Source organism: Solwaraspora sp. WMMD1047 (genome assembly GCF_029626155.1).
Lineage (GTDB): Bacteria > Actinomycetota > Actinomycetes > Mycobacteriales > Micromonosporaceae > WMMD1047.
The window spans coordinates 3,737,313-3,751,469 of sequence record NZ_JARUBL010000001.1 but is presented as its reverse complement, the minus strand read 5'-3'; the positions used below and the strand labels follow the sequence as shown (position 1 = coordinate 3,751,469).

The following is a 14,157-nucleotide window of genomic DNA, read 5'->3' as shown; positions in this document are numbered from 1 at the left end:
GGGCGGTGGCCACCGGTCAGCGCCCCTGGCCGACGCGGTCCGGGCGGGGCACGGCGGCCAGGATCTGCCGCACCACCACGTCGGCGGTGATGTCGTCGGAGTACGCCTCGTACGACAGCACCAGGCGGTGTCGCAGCACGTCGAGCGCGAGGTCCGCGAGGTCCTCGCCGAGCGCGTAGTCCCGGCCGCGGACGAAGGCCAGGGCCCGGGCGGCGAGGACGAGATTGATCGAGGCGCGCGGGCTGGCCCCGAAGGTGACGTAGCGGGCGAGGTGCCCGAGCCCGACGGTGCCGAGGTCGCGGGTGGCGTTGGCCAGCGCCACCGCGTACTCGATGAGGGCCGGGTCGACGTAGACCTGGTCGGCCTGCCGCTGGAGCTCGACGAGCCGGGCGGGATCGATGATGCGGGCGATCGTGGCGGCGGCGCCGATCGCCCGCTCGACGATGACGAACTCCTCGGTGCGGGCCGGGTAGCCCACGACGACCTTCATCATGAACCGGTCCACCTGCGCCTCGGGCAGTGGATAGGTGCCCTCGGACTCGATCGGGTTCTGGGTGGCGAGCACCAGGAACGGCTCCGGTACGCGGTACGTCTCCCGGCCGATGGTGACCTGGTGCTCCTGCATCACCTCCAGCAGCGCGCTCTGCACCTTGGCGGGAGCCCGGTTGATCTCGTCGGCGAGCAGCAGGTTGGTGAAGACCGGGCCGAGCGAGACCTGGAACTCACCGGTCGGCTGGTGGTAGATCCGGGTACCGACGAGATCGGCCGGGACGAGGTCGGGCGTGAACTGGATCCGGTGGAACTGTCCACCGACCGCCTCGGCGAGCGACTTCACCGCGAGGGTCTTGGCCAGGCCCGGCACCCCCTCGACCAGGATGTGCCCACGGGCGAGCAGCGCGACGACCAGGCGCTCCAGCAGCACGTCCTGCCCGACGATCACCTTCTTGACCTCGTACAGCACCTGCTCCACCGGGTTGGCGCCCGGCGGGGTGGAGCCGTTGGGGTTGGGCGGGGTGTCCATGGGTCCGTCCTCGGGGTGGGGGTGCCTGCTCGGTCAGATCTGGGGTGCGTTGGCGCCGGCGCCCAGTGCGACGCCGATCGGCACGGCGAACCCGACACCGATGAAGGTGCCGGCCTCGGTCGGATTGGCCAGGGCCACCACGATGCCGACCGTGGCGCCGCTGACGTTCACCAACGGTCCGCCCGAACTGCCCGGGTTGACCGCCGCGTCGAACTGGATGAGCCCGTTGAGGTCCTCGGTGCCGTCCGAGCTGGCGGAGCGGCCGAGCCCGGAGACCACGCCGGCGGTGGTGCTGCCGGTCAGGCCGAGCTGGTTTCCGATCGCCACCACCTCGTCGCCGATCGAGACCCCGCCGCCGAGAACGGCCGGCACGACGACGGTGGGCAGGGCGGCCGGGGTGAGCGTCGCGATGTCGTTCGCCGGGTCGGTGTCGCCGACCGTGGCCGCGGCCCGGGTCCCGTCGGCGAAGGTCACCTGGATCGCGCCGGCGTCCCGCACGACGTGCAACGCGGTGAGGATCGTCCCGTCGGCGTTGATGATCACCCCGGTGCCGCCGCCCGCCCCGACGGTGCGGGTGGCCGCGATGGAGACCACCGAGGGAGCCAGGGTCGCGTACACCTCCGCCACGGTCAGCGTCCCGTCGCCGGTGTCGTCGGAGGCAGTCGGGCTGGCGGCGTCCGGACCGGGCGACGACGCGGCCGAACCCCAGCGGAACGCGACCAACGCGGTGAGCACCAGCAGCGCCACCACGGCGAGCGTGATCGGCACCGCGCGACCGCGGACGAGGGTGCTGGGTTGTCTCGGCATCAAGGAACGGTAGGCCTCCCAGCTCAGGATTCCCTCCGAGAAGGGCGTGGGCCGGAACCCCATCGTACGGGGACCCGGCCGACGCGGCCGATCTTGCTGTTCGCGCTGACACGCGGTGACGGCCGGTCCTACCGGGTGTTCGACAGCGGGTCGCTGCCGGCGTACGCCCACGGCGTCCCGGTGCCGTGCCACATGGGCTGCAGGACGGGACCGCCGTCGGGCAGCGGGACCGGCGGGCCGTGGTCGGAGAATCCGTGCCGGGCGTACAGCCTGCGGTTCGACGGGGTCGACGCCTCCAGGTAGACGGGCAGACCGAGCCCGCGCGCCCGGTCGAGGCCGTGGCGCAGCATCGCCGTACCGGCGCCCGACCCGCGCCAGCGCGGCAGGGTGCCCATGGCGGACAGGTACACGTGGGGTACGGCAGGATGCCGCGCCGCCGTGGCCGACACCACCATGGCCAGCCGTCGCGCCACCGGGTCGCCGGCCGTCGGCGGCACCGGTGCTGCCGGGGCTCCCTGCTTGTCGATCCAGACCGACGCCGCGACGGCCTCGCCGTCCGGGCCGACCGCGAGGATGACCGCCCCGGCGTCCAGGGCCGCCGCCAGCGACGCGGGCAACATCTCCCGCATACCCGCCAACCGGGCTTCCGGATCGGGCACGACCCAGGCCGTTACCGCCTCGTCCGCGAACGCCTCCAGGCAGATGGCCAGCAGGCTGCCGGACTCTGATCGGTGGGCCGGGCGGGTGGTCAGGGTGGTCATGGCGCCTCCTCGCGACGGATGTCGTACGCCTGCCACGCTGCGGCACCGGCGGCGCGCGGCGAAGTAGTTTCGTCACACGAACTGTGGGACGAAAGGAGGCGCGATGGGGTGCGCGGAGTGCGGGCGGGAACTCGGGGCGCCCGCGCGGACCGGGCGGCCGCGCCGCTACTGCTCACGGTCCTGCCAGGCCCGCGCGTACCGGCGTCGCCGCGACCGCGGACGGCTGGCGGCGGCCGTCAGACGCACGCCGCCGGAACCGCGTACGGACCGGATGATCGCGGCCGCCCTCGGCCTGGCCGACGCGGAGGGCGCCGAGGCGCTCACCCTCCGCGGGGTCGCACACCGGGCGGGGCTACCGCTCACCGCCGTGCAGCAGACCCTCGGAAGCCGCGACCGTCTGGTGGAGACATTGGTGCAGCACGTCCTGTCGAGGCGCCGTCCGCCGGCCCCGCCCACCGGTACGCCGGCCCAGGCGCTCGCCCGGCTGGCGGAACACGAGTGGGAGACCTATCGGGCCCATCCGTGGCTCGTCGGAGTCCTGGCGACCACGAGGCCGCCGCTGGTCCCGGCGGTTCTCGACCTGGCGCGGGCGAGCGTCGACGCCTTCGTGGCACTCGGCCTCGACACCGCGACGGCGCTGCGCCGTTATCTGTCGCTCAGCGGGTACGTGCAAGGCATGGCGCTGCTCATCCGGGCCGAGCAGCAGGAGTCGGCCCGCTCGGGGACGACGTACCGGTCCTGGTGGGGTCGGGAGACGCGACGGCTGGACCGCACCGGCGGCCGCCTGCGTCACCCCTGGCTGGATGAGCTGACCGGGGACGCGGCGCCCGACACCTTCGACGCCGACGCGGCGTTCCGGGACGGCCTGGGCCGCGTCCTGGCGGGCCTGACCGGGGTGGGTGACAGGTAGGCCAGCCTGCTGAGACGAGTAATGGGCCGGATCCCGGTCGGGATCCGGCCCATTACTGCTCGACTTAGCTGTTCCAGTGTTCGGCGACCAGGTCAGCAGCCGCCTGCTCCCACTTGGCGTAGTGGTCCGGGAACGCCGACACCTGGACGGTCTGCGCAGCGGCGGTCAGCGGCAACTCTTCCCAGCCGTCGACCTGCTTGAGCGCCTTCAGGAACGCGGTCGTGGCGTACTCGGGATCAGTGATCTGCTCCACCGTGCCCCAGCCACTGGACGGGCGCTGCTGGAAAAGGCCCTGCGAGTCGTGGTCGTTACGGTCACCGAGGTGACCGAAGTTGTTCAGCGTCGACTCCTGCATCGCGGTAGCAACCGCGATCACGGCGGCCCGCTCGTCCATCCCGTTGGCCTTGGTGGCCTCGATGATGGCCTTCGCGTTACCAACCTGCTCCTCGTTCCACTCCACGTCCTGCTGCACACCCTGGGTGCCGTTCGGGATCAGCTTCGCCGTGTCCGGCTTCTCCGCCGCAACGGCGGCAGTCGGCGCCATAGAGCGGGCACCCTCATCCAGAGCAGTGGTCACGGCCGGGCCGGCGGTCACGCCACCGACGAACGCCAGACCAGCAACACCCAGCGCAGCCTTACGAAGCTTGCTGTTCTCGAAGATGTTCGTGTTCATCAAAGATCAGTCCTTCCGATCGGGGGTACGGCACCACCGCGTCGGGGGGACACGAAAAGGTGCCGGCGTGCTCCAGGAAGGCAGAGCACGACTTCAGGGGATACACGACCGGGCGCCTACACCAACCGGCCCGGAGGCGGGGCGTGGTCCTGCGGTCGTACGCCGGGTGTAACGCCCCCGGCCCATCCCAGATTCCGGCAAAACGGACCGCCACTAAGTTGATCAAGCCGATCTCGGGGCCTCGGATCGGACACCCCGACGCATCCAGGTCACCGCGGACAGCCTGGTCGGTGAGCAGCTCGGCGGCCCGGTGCATCACCCGACAATCCGCCCACCCGCCTCGGCCGGCGGGCGAGGTGCCCGCGGCGGACAACTCCGCCACGGGCACCTCCATCAGCCCGACCTGATCAGTTTGGCGCGCGGACCTGGTCGGTGGCGTAGTCCCTCGTCGCACCCCGGACGTAGAGCGGTGTCGAGGAGTTGCCCGAGAAGTACTGCTGGATCGAGCCGGTGAACGGCGTGGTGGAGGCGTTCCGGCCGTACACGTCGGTGTAGACCGTGGTGGGGCCGCTGTTCTGGACCGTGAAGGTGCCCGGCCGGAACTCCCGCAGGGTGCCCTTGAACGGCGAGCGCGGGTCGTCCCAGGCGATCTGCTGCCCGGTCTGCTGGGTGATCCGGCGGACCTCCTCGCAGTAGCTGCCACCGGCGAGGTTCGTGTAGCAGAGGTCGACGATCCGGCCGAGCCGGTCCGGCTGGGCCGGGTCGTAGTAGCGCGACGGGTTGACCACGTAGAACAGCGGTGCCAGGCGGAAGCTGAGCCCGGAACCGGTCACCTGGACATCGGCGAACCAGAAGTCGTCCATGTCGGAGACGGTGAACGGCACCGGGTTCGGGTAGAGCGGGTCGTTGTGGGTGCGACCCTCGCGGATCGCCTGGACGCAGCCCGGTTCGGTGATCAGCCGACCCAGCGAACGGTTCTCCGAGGGCGAGTCCGCCGGCACCGCGGGCCCGACGTTGATGAACTGGCCGCCGAAGCCCGGGCATTCGCTGGGGCTGAATCCGCCGGCCCGGCCGAGGGGGATCATCAGGCTGAACCTCGCCTCGGTGACCGCCCCGCCGTTGCCGCGCTGGCACCGGCTGTTGTAGATCAGCTCGTGGATGTTGTTGGTGAAGGCGTCCTTGGAGTGGGTGCCCTGGTGGAACTTGAGCAGCACGTCGCAGACGGCGATGACGGTGCCCTGCGGCGGGAAGAAGCTGCTGCCGTTGTCACCCTGGATGACGTTGACGTTGTTGACCGACAGCACCTTGTGCCCGACGTGGTCCTCGTGCCGCTGGCTGGTCTCGGCCAGCGAGGTGGCCATCACCTCGCTGGTGTAGCCGAAGGCCGGCCAGCCGGCGGTGGCGAACAGGTCCGAGGTACGCGGATCGTCGCCGTGCTCGTGCCCGAAGGCGCATCCGCTGGGGTCCCGGGCCGGGTGCCAGGTGGGGTAGACCTTCCCGTCGGGTCCGTACGTCCAGTACCGCCGGTGGATGTCCACCGAGCACTCGCCGCTGCGCGGCAGGTAGTCGACCCCGGTGCGGATCCGCTCGTACGCCCGGCTGGTCGGGGCGTCCGCCGGCGGCAGCCCCTGTCCCCAACTGGGATTACCCGGCGGGTTGCTGGGCGGTGGGGTGCTGGGTGGCGGGCTGGTGGGTGGCTGGCCGGTCGGAGGTGGCGTGGTCGGGTTGCCGGTCGACGGCGCGCCGGTGCAGGCCGTGCCGTTCATGGCGAAGCTGGTCGGCACGGGGTTGCTCCCGGACCAGGCTCCGTTGAAGCCGAACGACGTGCTCGCCCCGGTGGCGAGGCTGCCGTTGTAGCTGACGTTGCGGGCGGTCACCTGGTTGCCGCTCTGCGACACGGTGGAGTTCCAGGGCTGGGTGACCCGCTGCCCGTCGGCGAATGTCCAGGTCAGGGTCCATGAGCTGACCGGGTCGCCGAGGTTTGTCAGCACCACGTTCCCGGTGAAGCCGCCCTGCCACTGGGAGGCGACCGAGTAGGTGACGCCGCATCCGGTGGCGGCATGGGCGGGGGTCAGTGAGACGACCACGGCGCCGGTGGCGGCGAGCGCGGTCACCACCGCGGCCGATAACGGCCGTGATCGATACCGGTTGATGTGCACGGCTTTCCTCCAGGCGGAGTCGATGGGGTTACTCCGGGGAGCTGCCTGACCCCGCCAGGTCGTACGCGGCGCGCACCCGGACGTCTTGACGCGCGGTCACGTACGGCGGGATCACGTCGAGGTCGCCCTCCACCCAGACCCACAGCCCTCTAATCGATGATTCTCGATTAATGCGAGCTGGCGCGACAATGACGTTTTGTCCGGTTCGACCATAGGTGTCGATTGTCTTTGTGCAGCGAAAGTTCGCTGGCGCATCCCCGTTGGAGGCGGAACGACGCGGTGCCTTGACAGCAAACGGGTTGCGTCGTCCTGCGGCTACCGCCGGTCCGCCACCAACTTTCGCAACATCGACTAAAAGTCCAATCACTTTGGCCGAAACATCTGGACAGGTTGTTAAGAATTTCCTATGGTTCGAACAGAACGATGCGCGTCACTGGACCGACATCGTCCGGCGTGGTCGGGGCACGCCCGTCCGTCCTCGTACGACACAGGAAAAGGGGCGACCGACCATGTTACGAAGATTGTCGATGGGTGCTGTCCTGCTCATGTGCCTCGTCGGCTTCACCGCCACCCCCGCGCAGGCCCAGGCAGACTTCACCGTCCTGATCTTCAGCAAGACCGCCGGCTTCCGGCACGACTCCATCCCGGCCGGCATCACCGCGATCGGTCAGCTGGCCACGCAGCACAACTTCACCGTCGAGACGACCGAGGACGCCGGCCAGTTCACCACCGCGAACCTGGCCCGCTTCGACGCCGTCGTCTGGCTCTCCACCACCGGCGACGTGCTCAACGCCAGCCAGCAGACCGCGTTCGAGGGCTACCTGCGGGCCGGCGGCGGCTACGTCGGCGTGCACGCCGCCTCCGACACCGAGTACGACTGGCCCTGGTACGGCGGCCTGGTCGGCGCCTACTTCGCCAGCCACCCCGCCAACCAGGACGCGACCGTCCGGATCGAGGACCCGACGCACCCCTCCACCGCCGGCCTGCCGACCGCCTGGCAGCGGCACGACGAGTGGTACAACTACCGCGACAACCCGCGCGGCGACGTGCACGTGCTCGCCACCCTCGACGAGTCGACCTACACCGGCGGCACGATGGGCGCCGACCACCCGATCGCCTGGTGCCACGGCTACGACGGCGGCCGGTCCTGGTACACCGGCATGGGCCACACCGCGGCCAGCTACAGCGAGGCCAACTTCCGGACCCACCTGCTCGGCGGCATCCGGTACGCGGCGCTGGGCACCGGCGGCTGCTCGGCCGGCCAGCAGCCCGGCTACGAGACCCAGACCCTGGCCAAGGGCGTCGCCGAGACCGGCGAGCCGATGGGCCTGACGGTGCTGCCGAACCGGGGCGTGCTGCACACCTCCCGGGACGGTGTCGTCCGCTACACCGACCCGGCCGGCAACACGAAGGTGGCCGGCACGATCCCGGTCTACACCCACGACGAGGAGGGCCTGCAGAGCATCAAGGCCGACCCGAACTTCGCCACCAACCGCTGGGTGTACCTGTTCTACGCCCCGCCGCTGAACACCCCGGCCGGCGGCGCGCCCGCCACCGGCACCCCCGCCGACTTCGCCCCCTTCAACGGCGTCAACCGGGTCTCCCGGTTCACCGTGAACGCCGACCACACCCTGAACCTGCAGTCGGCCGTCACGGTCATCGACATCCCCACCAGCCGGGGCATGTGCTGTCACGTCGGCGGCGACCTGGACTTCGACGCCGCCGGCAACCTGTACCTCTCCACCGGCGACGACACCAACCCGTTCGACTCCGCCGGCTACGCCCCGATCGACGAGCGGACCGACCGCAACCCCGCCTTCGACGCGCAGCGCACCTCGGCCAACAGCAACGACCTGCGCGGCAAGGTGCTGCGGATCCGGCCGTCGGCTGGCGGCGGCTACACCGTGCCGGCCGGCAACATGTTCGCACCCGGCACCGCCAACACCCGCCCGGAGATCTACGCGATGGGCTTCCGCAACCCGTTCCGGATGAGCGTCGACAAGGCCACCGGCGTGGTCTACCTCGGCGACTACGGCCCGGACGCGGGCACCGCCGACCCGAACCGCGGGCCGGCCGGTGACGTCTCCTTCGAGCGGATCACCGAGCCGGGCTTCTACGGCTGGCCGTACTGCACCAACCGCAACCTGCCCTACCACGAGTACACCTTCCCCAGCGGCCCGTCGAACGGCACCTTCGACTGCGCCGGCGGCCCGACGAACAACTCCCGCAACAACACCGGGATCGGCCGGCTGCCGGCCAGCCGGTCGGCGTGGCTGCCGTACGGCGGCGGCCAGGACCCGCCGGGAATCTGCTGCGGCAGCCTCTCCCCGATGGGCGGCACCGTCTACCGGCACGACCCGGCGCTCGTCTCGGACGTCAAGTTCCCGGCCTCGATGAGCGGCAAGGTGTTCCTCGGCGAGTTCGGCCGGCGCTGGATCCGGACGGTCACCCTCACCGGTGGCGGCGGGGTGGGCGCCATCGAGAACTTCCCGTGGAGCGGCACCCAGGTGATGGACATGGAGTTCGGCCCCGACGGCGCGCTCTACGTCCTCGACTACGGCACCGGCTGGTTCGGCGGCGACGCCAACTCGGCGCTGTACCGCATCGGCTACAACACCGGTTCCGGGCGGGCCCCGATCCCGGTGGCCGCCGCGACGCCGACCAGCGGCAACGCGCCACTGACCGTGCAGTTCAGCTCGGCCGGGACGGCCGACCCGGACGGCGACGCGATCAGCTACGCCTGGGACTTCACCACGAACGGCAGCACCGACTCGACCGCGCCGAACCCGTCGTTCACGTACTCCGCGAACGGCGAGTACACCGCGACCCTGACGGTTACCGACTCGACCGGCCGGCGGGCCACGGCCAGCGTGGTCGTCAGGGTCGGGCAGGCCACCGTCCGGCTGACCACGCCGGTCGACGGGCGGCTGTTCAGCTTCGGCGACGCGATCCCGTTCCAGGTCGCCGTCACCGACCCGAACGCGGCGACCGTCGACTGCGCCCGGGTCCGGGTCAGCTACATCCTCGGCCACGACAGCCACGGGCATCCGATCGTCAACACGACCGGCTGTTCCGGGACGATCCAGACCACCGTCGACGGCGAGCACGACCCGAACGCCAACATCTTCGGGGTGATCAGCGCCGAGTACACCCCGGCCGGTTCGACCACCGCCGTGGTGTCATCGCCGGTGGTGCTGCAGCCGAGGACCCGGCAGGCCGAGCACTTCGGCGCCCACCAGGGGGTGACCGTGGTGGCGAAGCCGTCGGCGCACGGCGGCAGCGCGGTCGGCTACATCGAGAACGGCGACTGGCTCTCGTTCACGCCGTACCACCTGGCCGGGGTCACCTCGTTCACCGCCCGGGTCGCCTCGGCGGGCGCGGGCGGCACCATCTCGCTGCGCACCGGCTCGCCCACCGGGCCGGTGGTCGGCACGGCCACCGTCGCCCCGACCGGCGGCTGGGAAACCTGGACCACCGTGACGGGCACGGTCACCCCACCATCGGGTACGCACACCCTGTACCTGGTCTTCACCGGCGGGGCGGGCTCACTGCTCGACATCGACGAGTTCACCTTCACCGGGGCGCCACCCACCTCGACGAACCTGGCGCTCAACAAGCCGGCCACCGCGTCGAGCGTCGAGTCGGCCGCGTTCCCGGCCTCGGCGGCGGTGGACGGGTCGGCGACCACCCGCTGGTCGAGCGCCTTCGCCGACCCGCAGTGGATCCAGGTCGACCTCGGCCAGTCGTACGCCCTGGACCGGGTCCGGCTGGTCTGGGAGGCGGCGTACGGATCGGCGTACCAGATCCAGACCTCGGCGAACGGTTCGGACTGGACCACGGTCCGGTCCGTGACCGCCGGCGACGGCGGCGAGGACGACCACGCCGGGCTGGGGGCGACCGGCCGCTACGTGCGGATCAACGGCACGGCCCGGGGCACCGCGTGGGGCTATTCGCTGTTCACCTTCGAGGTGTACGGCAGGTGAGCTGACGCCGCAGACACGGGTGGGCCGGGTCCCCGTGGTACGGGACCCGGCCCACGCCGGATGGTGCTTTTCGATTAGCTGTTCCAGTGTTCGGCGACCAGGTCGGCGGCCGCCTGCTCCCACTTGGCGTAGTGATCCGGGAACGCCGACACCTGCACCGTCTGGGCGGCAGCGGTCAGCGGCAGCTCTTCCCAGCCGTCGACCTGCTTCAGCGCCTTCAGGAACGCGGTGGTCGCGTACTCGGGGTCGGTGATCTGCTCGACCGAGCCCCAACCCGACGACGGACGCTGCTGGAACAGGCCCTGCGAGTCGTGGTCGTTACGGTCACCGAGGTGACCGAAGTTGTTCAGCGTCGACTCCTGCATCGCGGTAGCGACCGCGATCACGGCGGCCCGCTCGTCCATCCCGTTGGCCTTGGTGGCCTCGATGATGGCCTTCGCATTGGCGATCTGCTCGTCGTTCCACTCGACAGACTGCTGGGCACCCTGGGTGCCGTTCGGGATCAGCTTCGCCGCGTCCGGCTTCTCGGTGGTCACCGAGGCGACGGTCGTCATCGGCGCAGCAGTCTCGTCCAGCGAGGCCGTGATGGCCGGGCCGGCGGTCACGCCACCGACGAACGCCACACCGGCGACACCCAGAGCAACCTTGCGGAGCTTGCTGTTCTCGAAGATGTTCGTGTTCATCAAAGATCAGTCCTTCCGATCGGGGGTCAGCACCCACGCGTCGGGGGGACACGAAAGATGCCGGCGCGCTCCAGGAAGGCAGAGCACGACTTCATGAGGGGGATGCACGACCGGGCGCCAAACGCCAGCCAGCCCGGAGGCGGGGCGTGGTCCTGCGGTCGTACGCCGGGTGTAACGCCCCGACCCCATCCCAGATTCCGGCAAAACGGACGGCTACTAAGTTGATCAAGCCGATTCGGGGTTGCCGGATCGGACACCCGACGCATGGCCGACAGCGAGCACCTTCGCCATCCCCGGTTCCCACAACACCTCGGCGGCCGGTACGGGTAGCCGTAGGTGACCCTGCGGTACGACCTACTCGGGATCGGGTCGCCGGTCGTATCTCGCCAGCGTCGCCTTGTTCGTGCTGGCGTCCTCGAAGACCAGTTCCCACGGGCCGGTGTTGACGTCCATCTCCTTGCCGAAGCCGACCCACTTCCCAGTCAGCCGACGCCTGGTCGGCTCGGCCAGGAGCTGGATCGCGCCGTGGTAGCGGGCGCCCCGGTAGTAGCCCTGCGGCGCGGTCTGTTCGACCCATGTCCCGGTGATGACGCTGCCATCCACGGTGAGGTCCATGGTGAGCGGCGAGTCCGACGAGCCCGGCAGGCTCCGCACGGTGAGTCGGTCACCATGCTGGAGCAGGACCACGTAGTGCCGGCCGGTGAACGTATCGCCCCGGCCTGAGCTGTAGTACTCGTAGCGGGACAGCCATACGCCGGAGTAGTTGCCGCCCGGTGCGGGCTGCCGCACCTCAGCGGGTTTCTCGACCGCTGGCGGGTCCAGATCGTGACCACCCCGCCCGTCGTCTGAGATGCCCTCGGTGCGCGACACGGCGGCCAAGGTGAATCCGAGCGACCCGATCGGCAGCCCTGTGACGACCTCCAGAGCGCGGGCGTACGCCGGGCGCGGCGACACGATGAGACCCGCCTCCCAGCGCTGGACCAGCCGCTTGTTGGCGTCATTCGGCACTCCGGCGCGTGCGCCGGCTTCGCGCAGGGCACGGGCGAAGTCGTCCTGACTCATGAGTAGACCCATGCGCACCGCGCGGAGCGTCGCGTTAGACCTGGTCGTCATGGAGGCGAGCATAGATTCAATGTCGCCGAAATGTCACCCCGAATGCCGCCGGAAAGTCGCCTCGAACGCCGTCGCGTAGGACGACATTCCGGCGACATCATGGGCTGTCCGCTGTTATTGCCCATGAGTCTCGCGGTTCGCGTGAGCAGGAGGGATGTTCTATGGCACACTCCGAAGTCCTGGCGGTCGGCCCACGGTCGCTGCCGGAGCACGGGACGGTCGAGGTTCGGGTCGACGCTGGCAGTGGCGCCACCGGCCAGACGATCACGGTCCCCGTCGGCGACCTCCGGATTGCCGAACTGGACAACGGCAAGGGCAGTTCTGCCCTCTACGCCCTGCGCATCCAGTAACCCCGTCACCATCGGATCGGCCCAAGATCGCCGAGGGCCGGCTCCCCCGGCGACGCGGGGAACCGGCCCTTCGGATTCGACTCAGCTGTTCCAGTGTTCGGCGACCAAGTCGGCGGCCGCCTGCTCCCACTTGGCGTAGTGATCCGGGAACGCCGACACCTGCACCGTCTGCGCCGCAGCGGTCAGCGGCATCTCTTCCCAGCCGTCGACCTGCTTCAGCGCCTTCAGGAACGCGGTCGTCGAGTACTGCGGGTCGGTGATCTGCTCCACCGAACCCCAACCCGAACTCGGGCGCTGCTGGAACAGGCCCTGCGAGTCATGGTCGTTACGGTCACCCAGGTGACCGAAGTTGTTCAACGTCGACTCCTGCATCGCGGTAGCAACCGCGATCACGGCAGCCCGCTCGTCCATCCCGTTGGCCTTGGTGGCCTCGATGATGGCCTTCGCATTCGCCACCTGCTCATCGTTCCACTCCACGTCCTGCTGAGCACCCTGAGTGCCATTCGGCATCAGCTTCGCCGTGTCCGGCTTCTCCGCCGCCACCGCAGCCGTCGGCGCCATCGAACGCGCACCCTCATCCAGCGCGGCAGTCACCGCCGGGCCGGCGGTCACGCCACCGACAAACGCCAGACCAGCGACACCCAGCGCAGCCTTACGGAGCTTGTTCGTGTTCATCAAAGATCAGTCCTTCCGATCGGGGGTCAGCACCCACGCGTCGGGGGGACACGAAAGGATGCCGGCGCGCTCCAGGAAGGCAGAGCGCGACTTCATAAGGGGGATGCACGACCGGGCCAGCCACCAGCCCGCGAGGGCGGGGCCAGGTCCTGCGGTCGTACGCCGGGTGTAACGCCCCGACCCCATCCCAGATTCCGGCAAAACGGACGGCTACTAAGTCGATCATGATTCGGAAACCGGACACCGAGGACGAAGCCCGGCGCCTCGGCCGAGATCACCCGGTCAGCAGCCGGTCCAGTGGTTCGCGCAGGTGATCCGGTGCGTGGCCCGGGTGCCAGGTGCAGCCCAGCCCGATCGCGGCCACCCGGCCGGTCCCCAGGACCCGCCTGGCGGCCGCCCAGACGGCCGTGGCCGCCGGCCCGGCAGGCGCCGGAAACCTGAGCCCGGCCAGCTCCGCCGGATCCAGGATGTCGAGATCCAGGTGCAGGTAGAGCGGACCGTCCGGGATCACCCCGTCGGTGACGTCCGCGACGTCGTGGCGCCCGATCGCCGACCCGGCCAGGTAGTCCACCTCGGGTGGGTCCAGGTCGCGGGCGTCCACCAGCAGGATCCGCTCCGGCGGTACGGGGACCAGCCCGAGCCGCCGGCCGATCAGCTCGGGCCGGTAGCCGGCCAGGATCCGCAGCGGCATCCCACCGAGGTAACCGGACGCGCTGGTCTCCACGGTCTGCACGTCGCCGTGCGCGTCGAACCAGACGATGCCCGGGTTGATGCCAGCGCGTCCCATCCCGGCCAGCACGGCCAGCGAGGCGGTGCAGTCGCCGGAGACGACCACCGGGCGCGCCCCGCCCCGGATCCGCCCGGCGACGGTCTCCGCGACGGCGTCGTACAGCGTCGCCATCCGGTGCCAGGGGTCGCCGCCGTCGGGCAGGTCCACCCGGATCGACTCGTCCACGTCGATCGGGACCCGCAGGTCGGGAAGGTGTTCATCGAGGTGGTACGGAACCAGGATCCGACTCATC

The 14,157-nt window shown here is 70.3% G+C and carries 11 protein-coding genes and 1 pseudogene; 3 read left to right on the top strand and 9 right to left on the bottom strand.

Annotated elements, in window-relative coordinates; all coding sequences use genetic code 11:
- Positions 1–29: 29 nt before the first annotated feature.
- From O7627_RS17005 to O7627_RS16995, 3 genes and pseudogenes are all read right to left on the bottom strand, one after another.
- A pseudogene (locus tag O7627_RS17005) lies at positions 30–1,021 on the bottom strand (MoxR family ATPase); the annotation flags it as partial.
- Between the two features lie 33 nt (positions 1,022–1,054).
- On the bottom strand, positions 1,055–1,828 hold the full coding sequence (locus O7627_RS17000) for a trypsin-like peptidase domain-containing protein (protein ID WP_278094498.1): 774 nt from the start codon (positions 1,826–1,828) through the stop codon (positions 1,055–1,057).
- 128 nt (positions 1,829–1,956) lie between these two features.
- The gene (locus tag O7627_RS16995) at positions 1,957–2,589 is read right to left on the bottom strand and encodes a GNAT family N-acetyltransferase (protein WP_278094497.1); all 633 of its coding nucleotides are present in this window, start codon (positions 2,587–2,589) and stop codon (positions 1,957–1,959) included.
- Between the two features lie 103 nt (positions 2,590–2,692).
- On the opposite strand from O7627_RS16995, the gene O7627_RS16990 reads away from it, so the two are divergent.
- Complete coding sequence (locus tag O7627_RS16990) at positions 2,693–3,499, top strand: TetR/AcrR family transcriptional regulator C-terminal domain-containing protein (RefSeq protein WP_278094496.1); 807 nt, start codon at positions 2,693–2,695, stop codon at positions 3,497–3,499.
- A 64-nt stretch (positions 3,500–3,563) separates the two neighbouring features.
- Here the strand turns inward: O7627_RS16990 and O7627_RS16985 are convergent, their stop codons facing one another.
- Entirely contained in the window at positions 3,564–4,172 is a 609-nt protein-coding gene (locus O7627_RS16985; protein ID WP_278094495.1) for a hypothetical protein, read from the bottom strand.
- A gap of 407 nt (positions 4,173–4,579) precedes the next feature.
- Entirely contained in the window at positions 4,580–6,286 is a 1,707-nt protein-coding gene (locus O7627_RS16980; protein ID WP_278094494.1) for a cellulose-binding domain-containing protein, read from the bottom strand.
- A gap of 572 nt (positions 6,287–6,858) precedes the next feature.
- Here O7627_RS16980 and O7627_RS16975 point away from each other — a divergent pair.
- On the top strand, positions 6,859–10,314 hold the full coding sequence (locus O7627_RS16975) for a ThuA domain-containing protein (protein WP_278094493.1): 3,456 nt from the start codon (positions 6,859–6,861) through the stop codon (positions 10,312–10,314).
- Between the two features lie 74 nt (positions 10,315–10,388).
- Here O7627_RS16975 and O7627_RS16970 read toward each other — a convergent pair whose 3' ends face one another.
- Positions 10,389–10,997: a hypothetical protein gene (locus O7627_RS16970; protein WP_278094492.1), complete on the bottom strand. Its 609-nt coding sequence runs from the start codon at positions 10,995–10,997 to the stop codon at positions 10,389–10,391.
- Between the two features lie 354 nt (positions 10,998–11,351).
- Positions 11,352–12,122: an XRE family transcriptional regulator gene (locus O7627_RS16965; RefSeq protein ID WP_278094491.1), complete on the bottom strand. Its 771-nt coding sequence runs from the start codon at positions 12,120–12,122 to the stop codon at positions 11,352–11,354.
- A gap of 149 nt (positions 12,123–12,271) precedes the next feature.
- On the opposite strand from O7627_RS16965, the gene O7627_RS16960 reads away from it, so the two are divergent.
- A complete protein-coding gene (locus O7627_RS16960) occupies positions 12,272–12,460 on the top strand; it encodes a hypothetical protein (protein ID WP_278094490.1) in 189 nt (62 codons plus the stop codon).
- Between the two features lie 81 nt (positions 12,461–12,541).
- Here O7627_RS16960 and O7627_RS16955 read toward each other — a convergent pair whose 3' ends face one another.
- Together O7627_RS16955 and O7627_RS16950 are read right to left on the bottom strand one after the other, a co-directional pair.
- Positions 12,542–13,135 carry a hypothetical protein gene (locus O7627_RS16955; protein WP_278094489.1) on the bottom strand — a complete coding sequence of 198 codons (594 nt, stop codon included), beginning with the start codon at positions 13,133–13,135 and terminating at the stop codon, positions 12,542–12,544.
- 274 nt (positions 13,136–13,409) lie between these two features.
- Entirely contained in the window at positions 13,410–14,156 is a 747-nt protein-coding gene (locus O7627_RS16950; protein ID WP_278094488.1) for an arginase family protein, read from the bottom strand.
- Between the last annotated feature and the right edge of the window lies 1 nt (position 14,157).

What these genes read in the sequence shown, in the direction of transcription:
- O7627_RS17000 (WP_278094498.1), bottom strand. Translation starts at nt 1,828, where the DNA reads ATGCCGAGACAACCCAGCACCCTCGTCCGCGGTCGCGCGGTGCCGATC.
- O7627_RS16995 (WP_278094497.1), bottom strand. Translation starts at nt 2,589, where the DNA reads ATGACCACCCTGACCACCCGCCCGGCCCACCGATCAGAGTCCGGCAGC.
- O7627_RS16990 (WP_278094496.1), top strand. Translation starts at nt 2,693, where the DNA reads ATGGGGTGCGCGGAGTGCGGGCGGGAACTCGGGGCGCCCGCGCGGACC.
- O7627_RS16985 (WP_278094495.1), bottom strand. Translation starts at nt 4,172, where the DNA reads ATGAACACGAACATCTTCGAGAACAGCAAGCTTCGTAAGGCTGCGCTG.
- O7627_RS16975 (WP_278094493.1), top strand. Translation starts at nt 6,859, where the DNA reads ATGGGTGCTGTCCTGCTCATGTGCCTCGTCGGCTTCACCGCCACCCCC.
- O7627_RS16970 (WP_278094492.1), bottom strand. Translation starts at nt 10,997, where the DNA reads ATGAACACGAACATCTTCGAGAACAGCAAGCTCCGCAAGGTTGCTCTG.
- O7627_RS16965 (WP_278094491.1), bottom strand. Translation starts at nt 12,122, where the DNA reads ATGCTCGCCTCCATGACGACCAGGTCTAACGCGACGCTCCGCGCGGTG.
- O7627_RS16960 (WP_278094490.1), top strand. Translation starts at nt 12,272, where the DNA reads ATGGCACACTCCGAAGTCCTGGCGGTCGGCCCACGGTCGCTGCCGGAG.
- O7627_RS16955 (WP_278094489.1), bottom strand. Translation starts at nt 13,135, where the DNA reads ATGAACACGAACAAGCTCCGTAAGGCTGCGCTGGGTGTCGCTGGTCTG.
- O7627_RS16950 (WP_278094488.1), bottom strand. Translation starts at nt 14,156, where the DNA reads ATGAGTCGGATCCTGGTTCCGTACCACCTCGATGAACACCTTCCCGAC.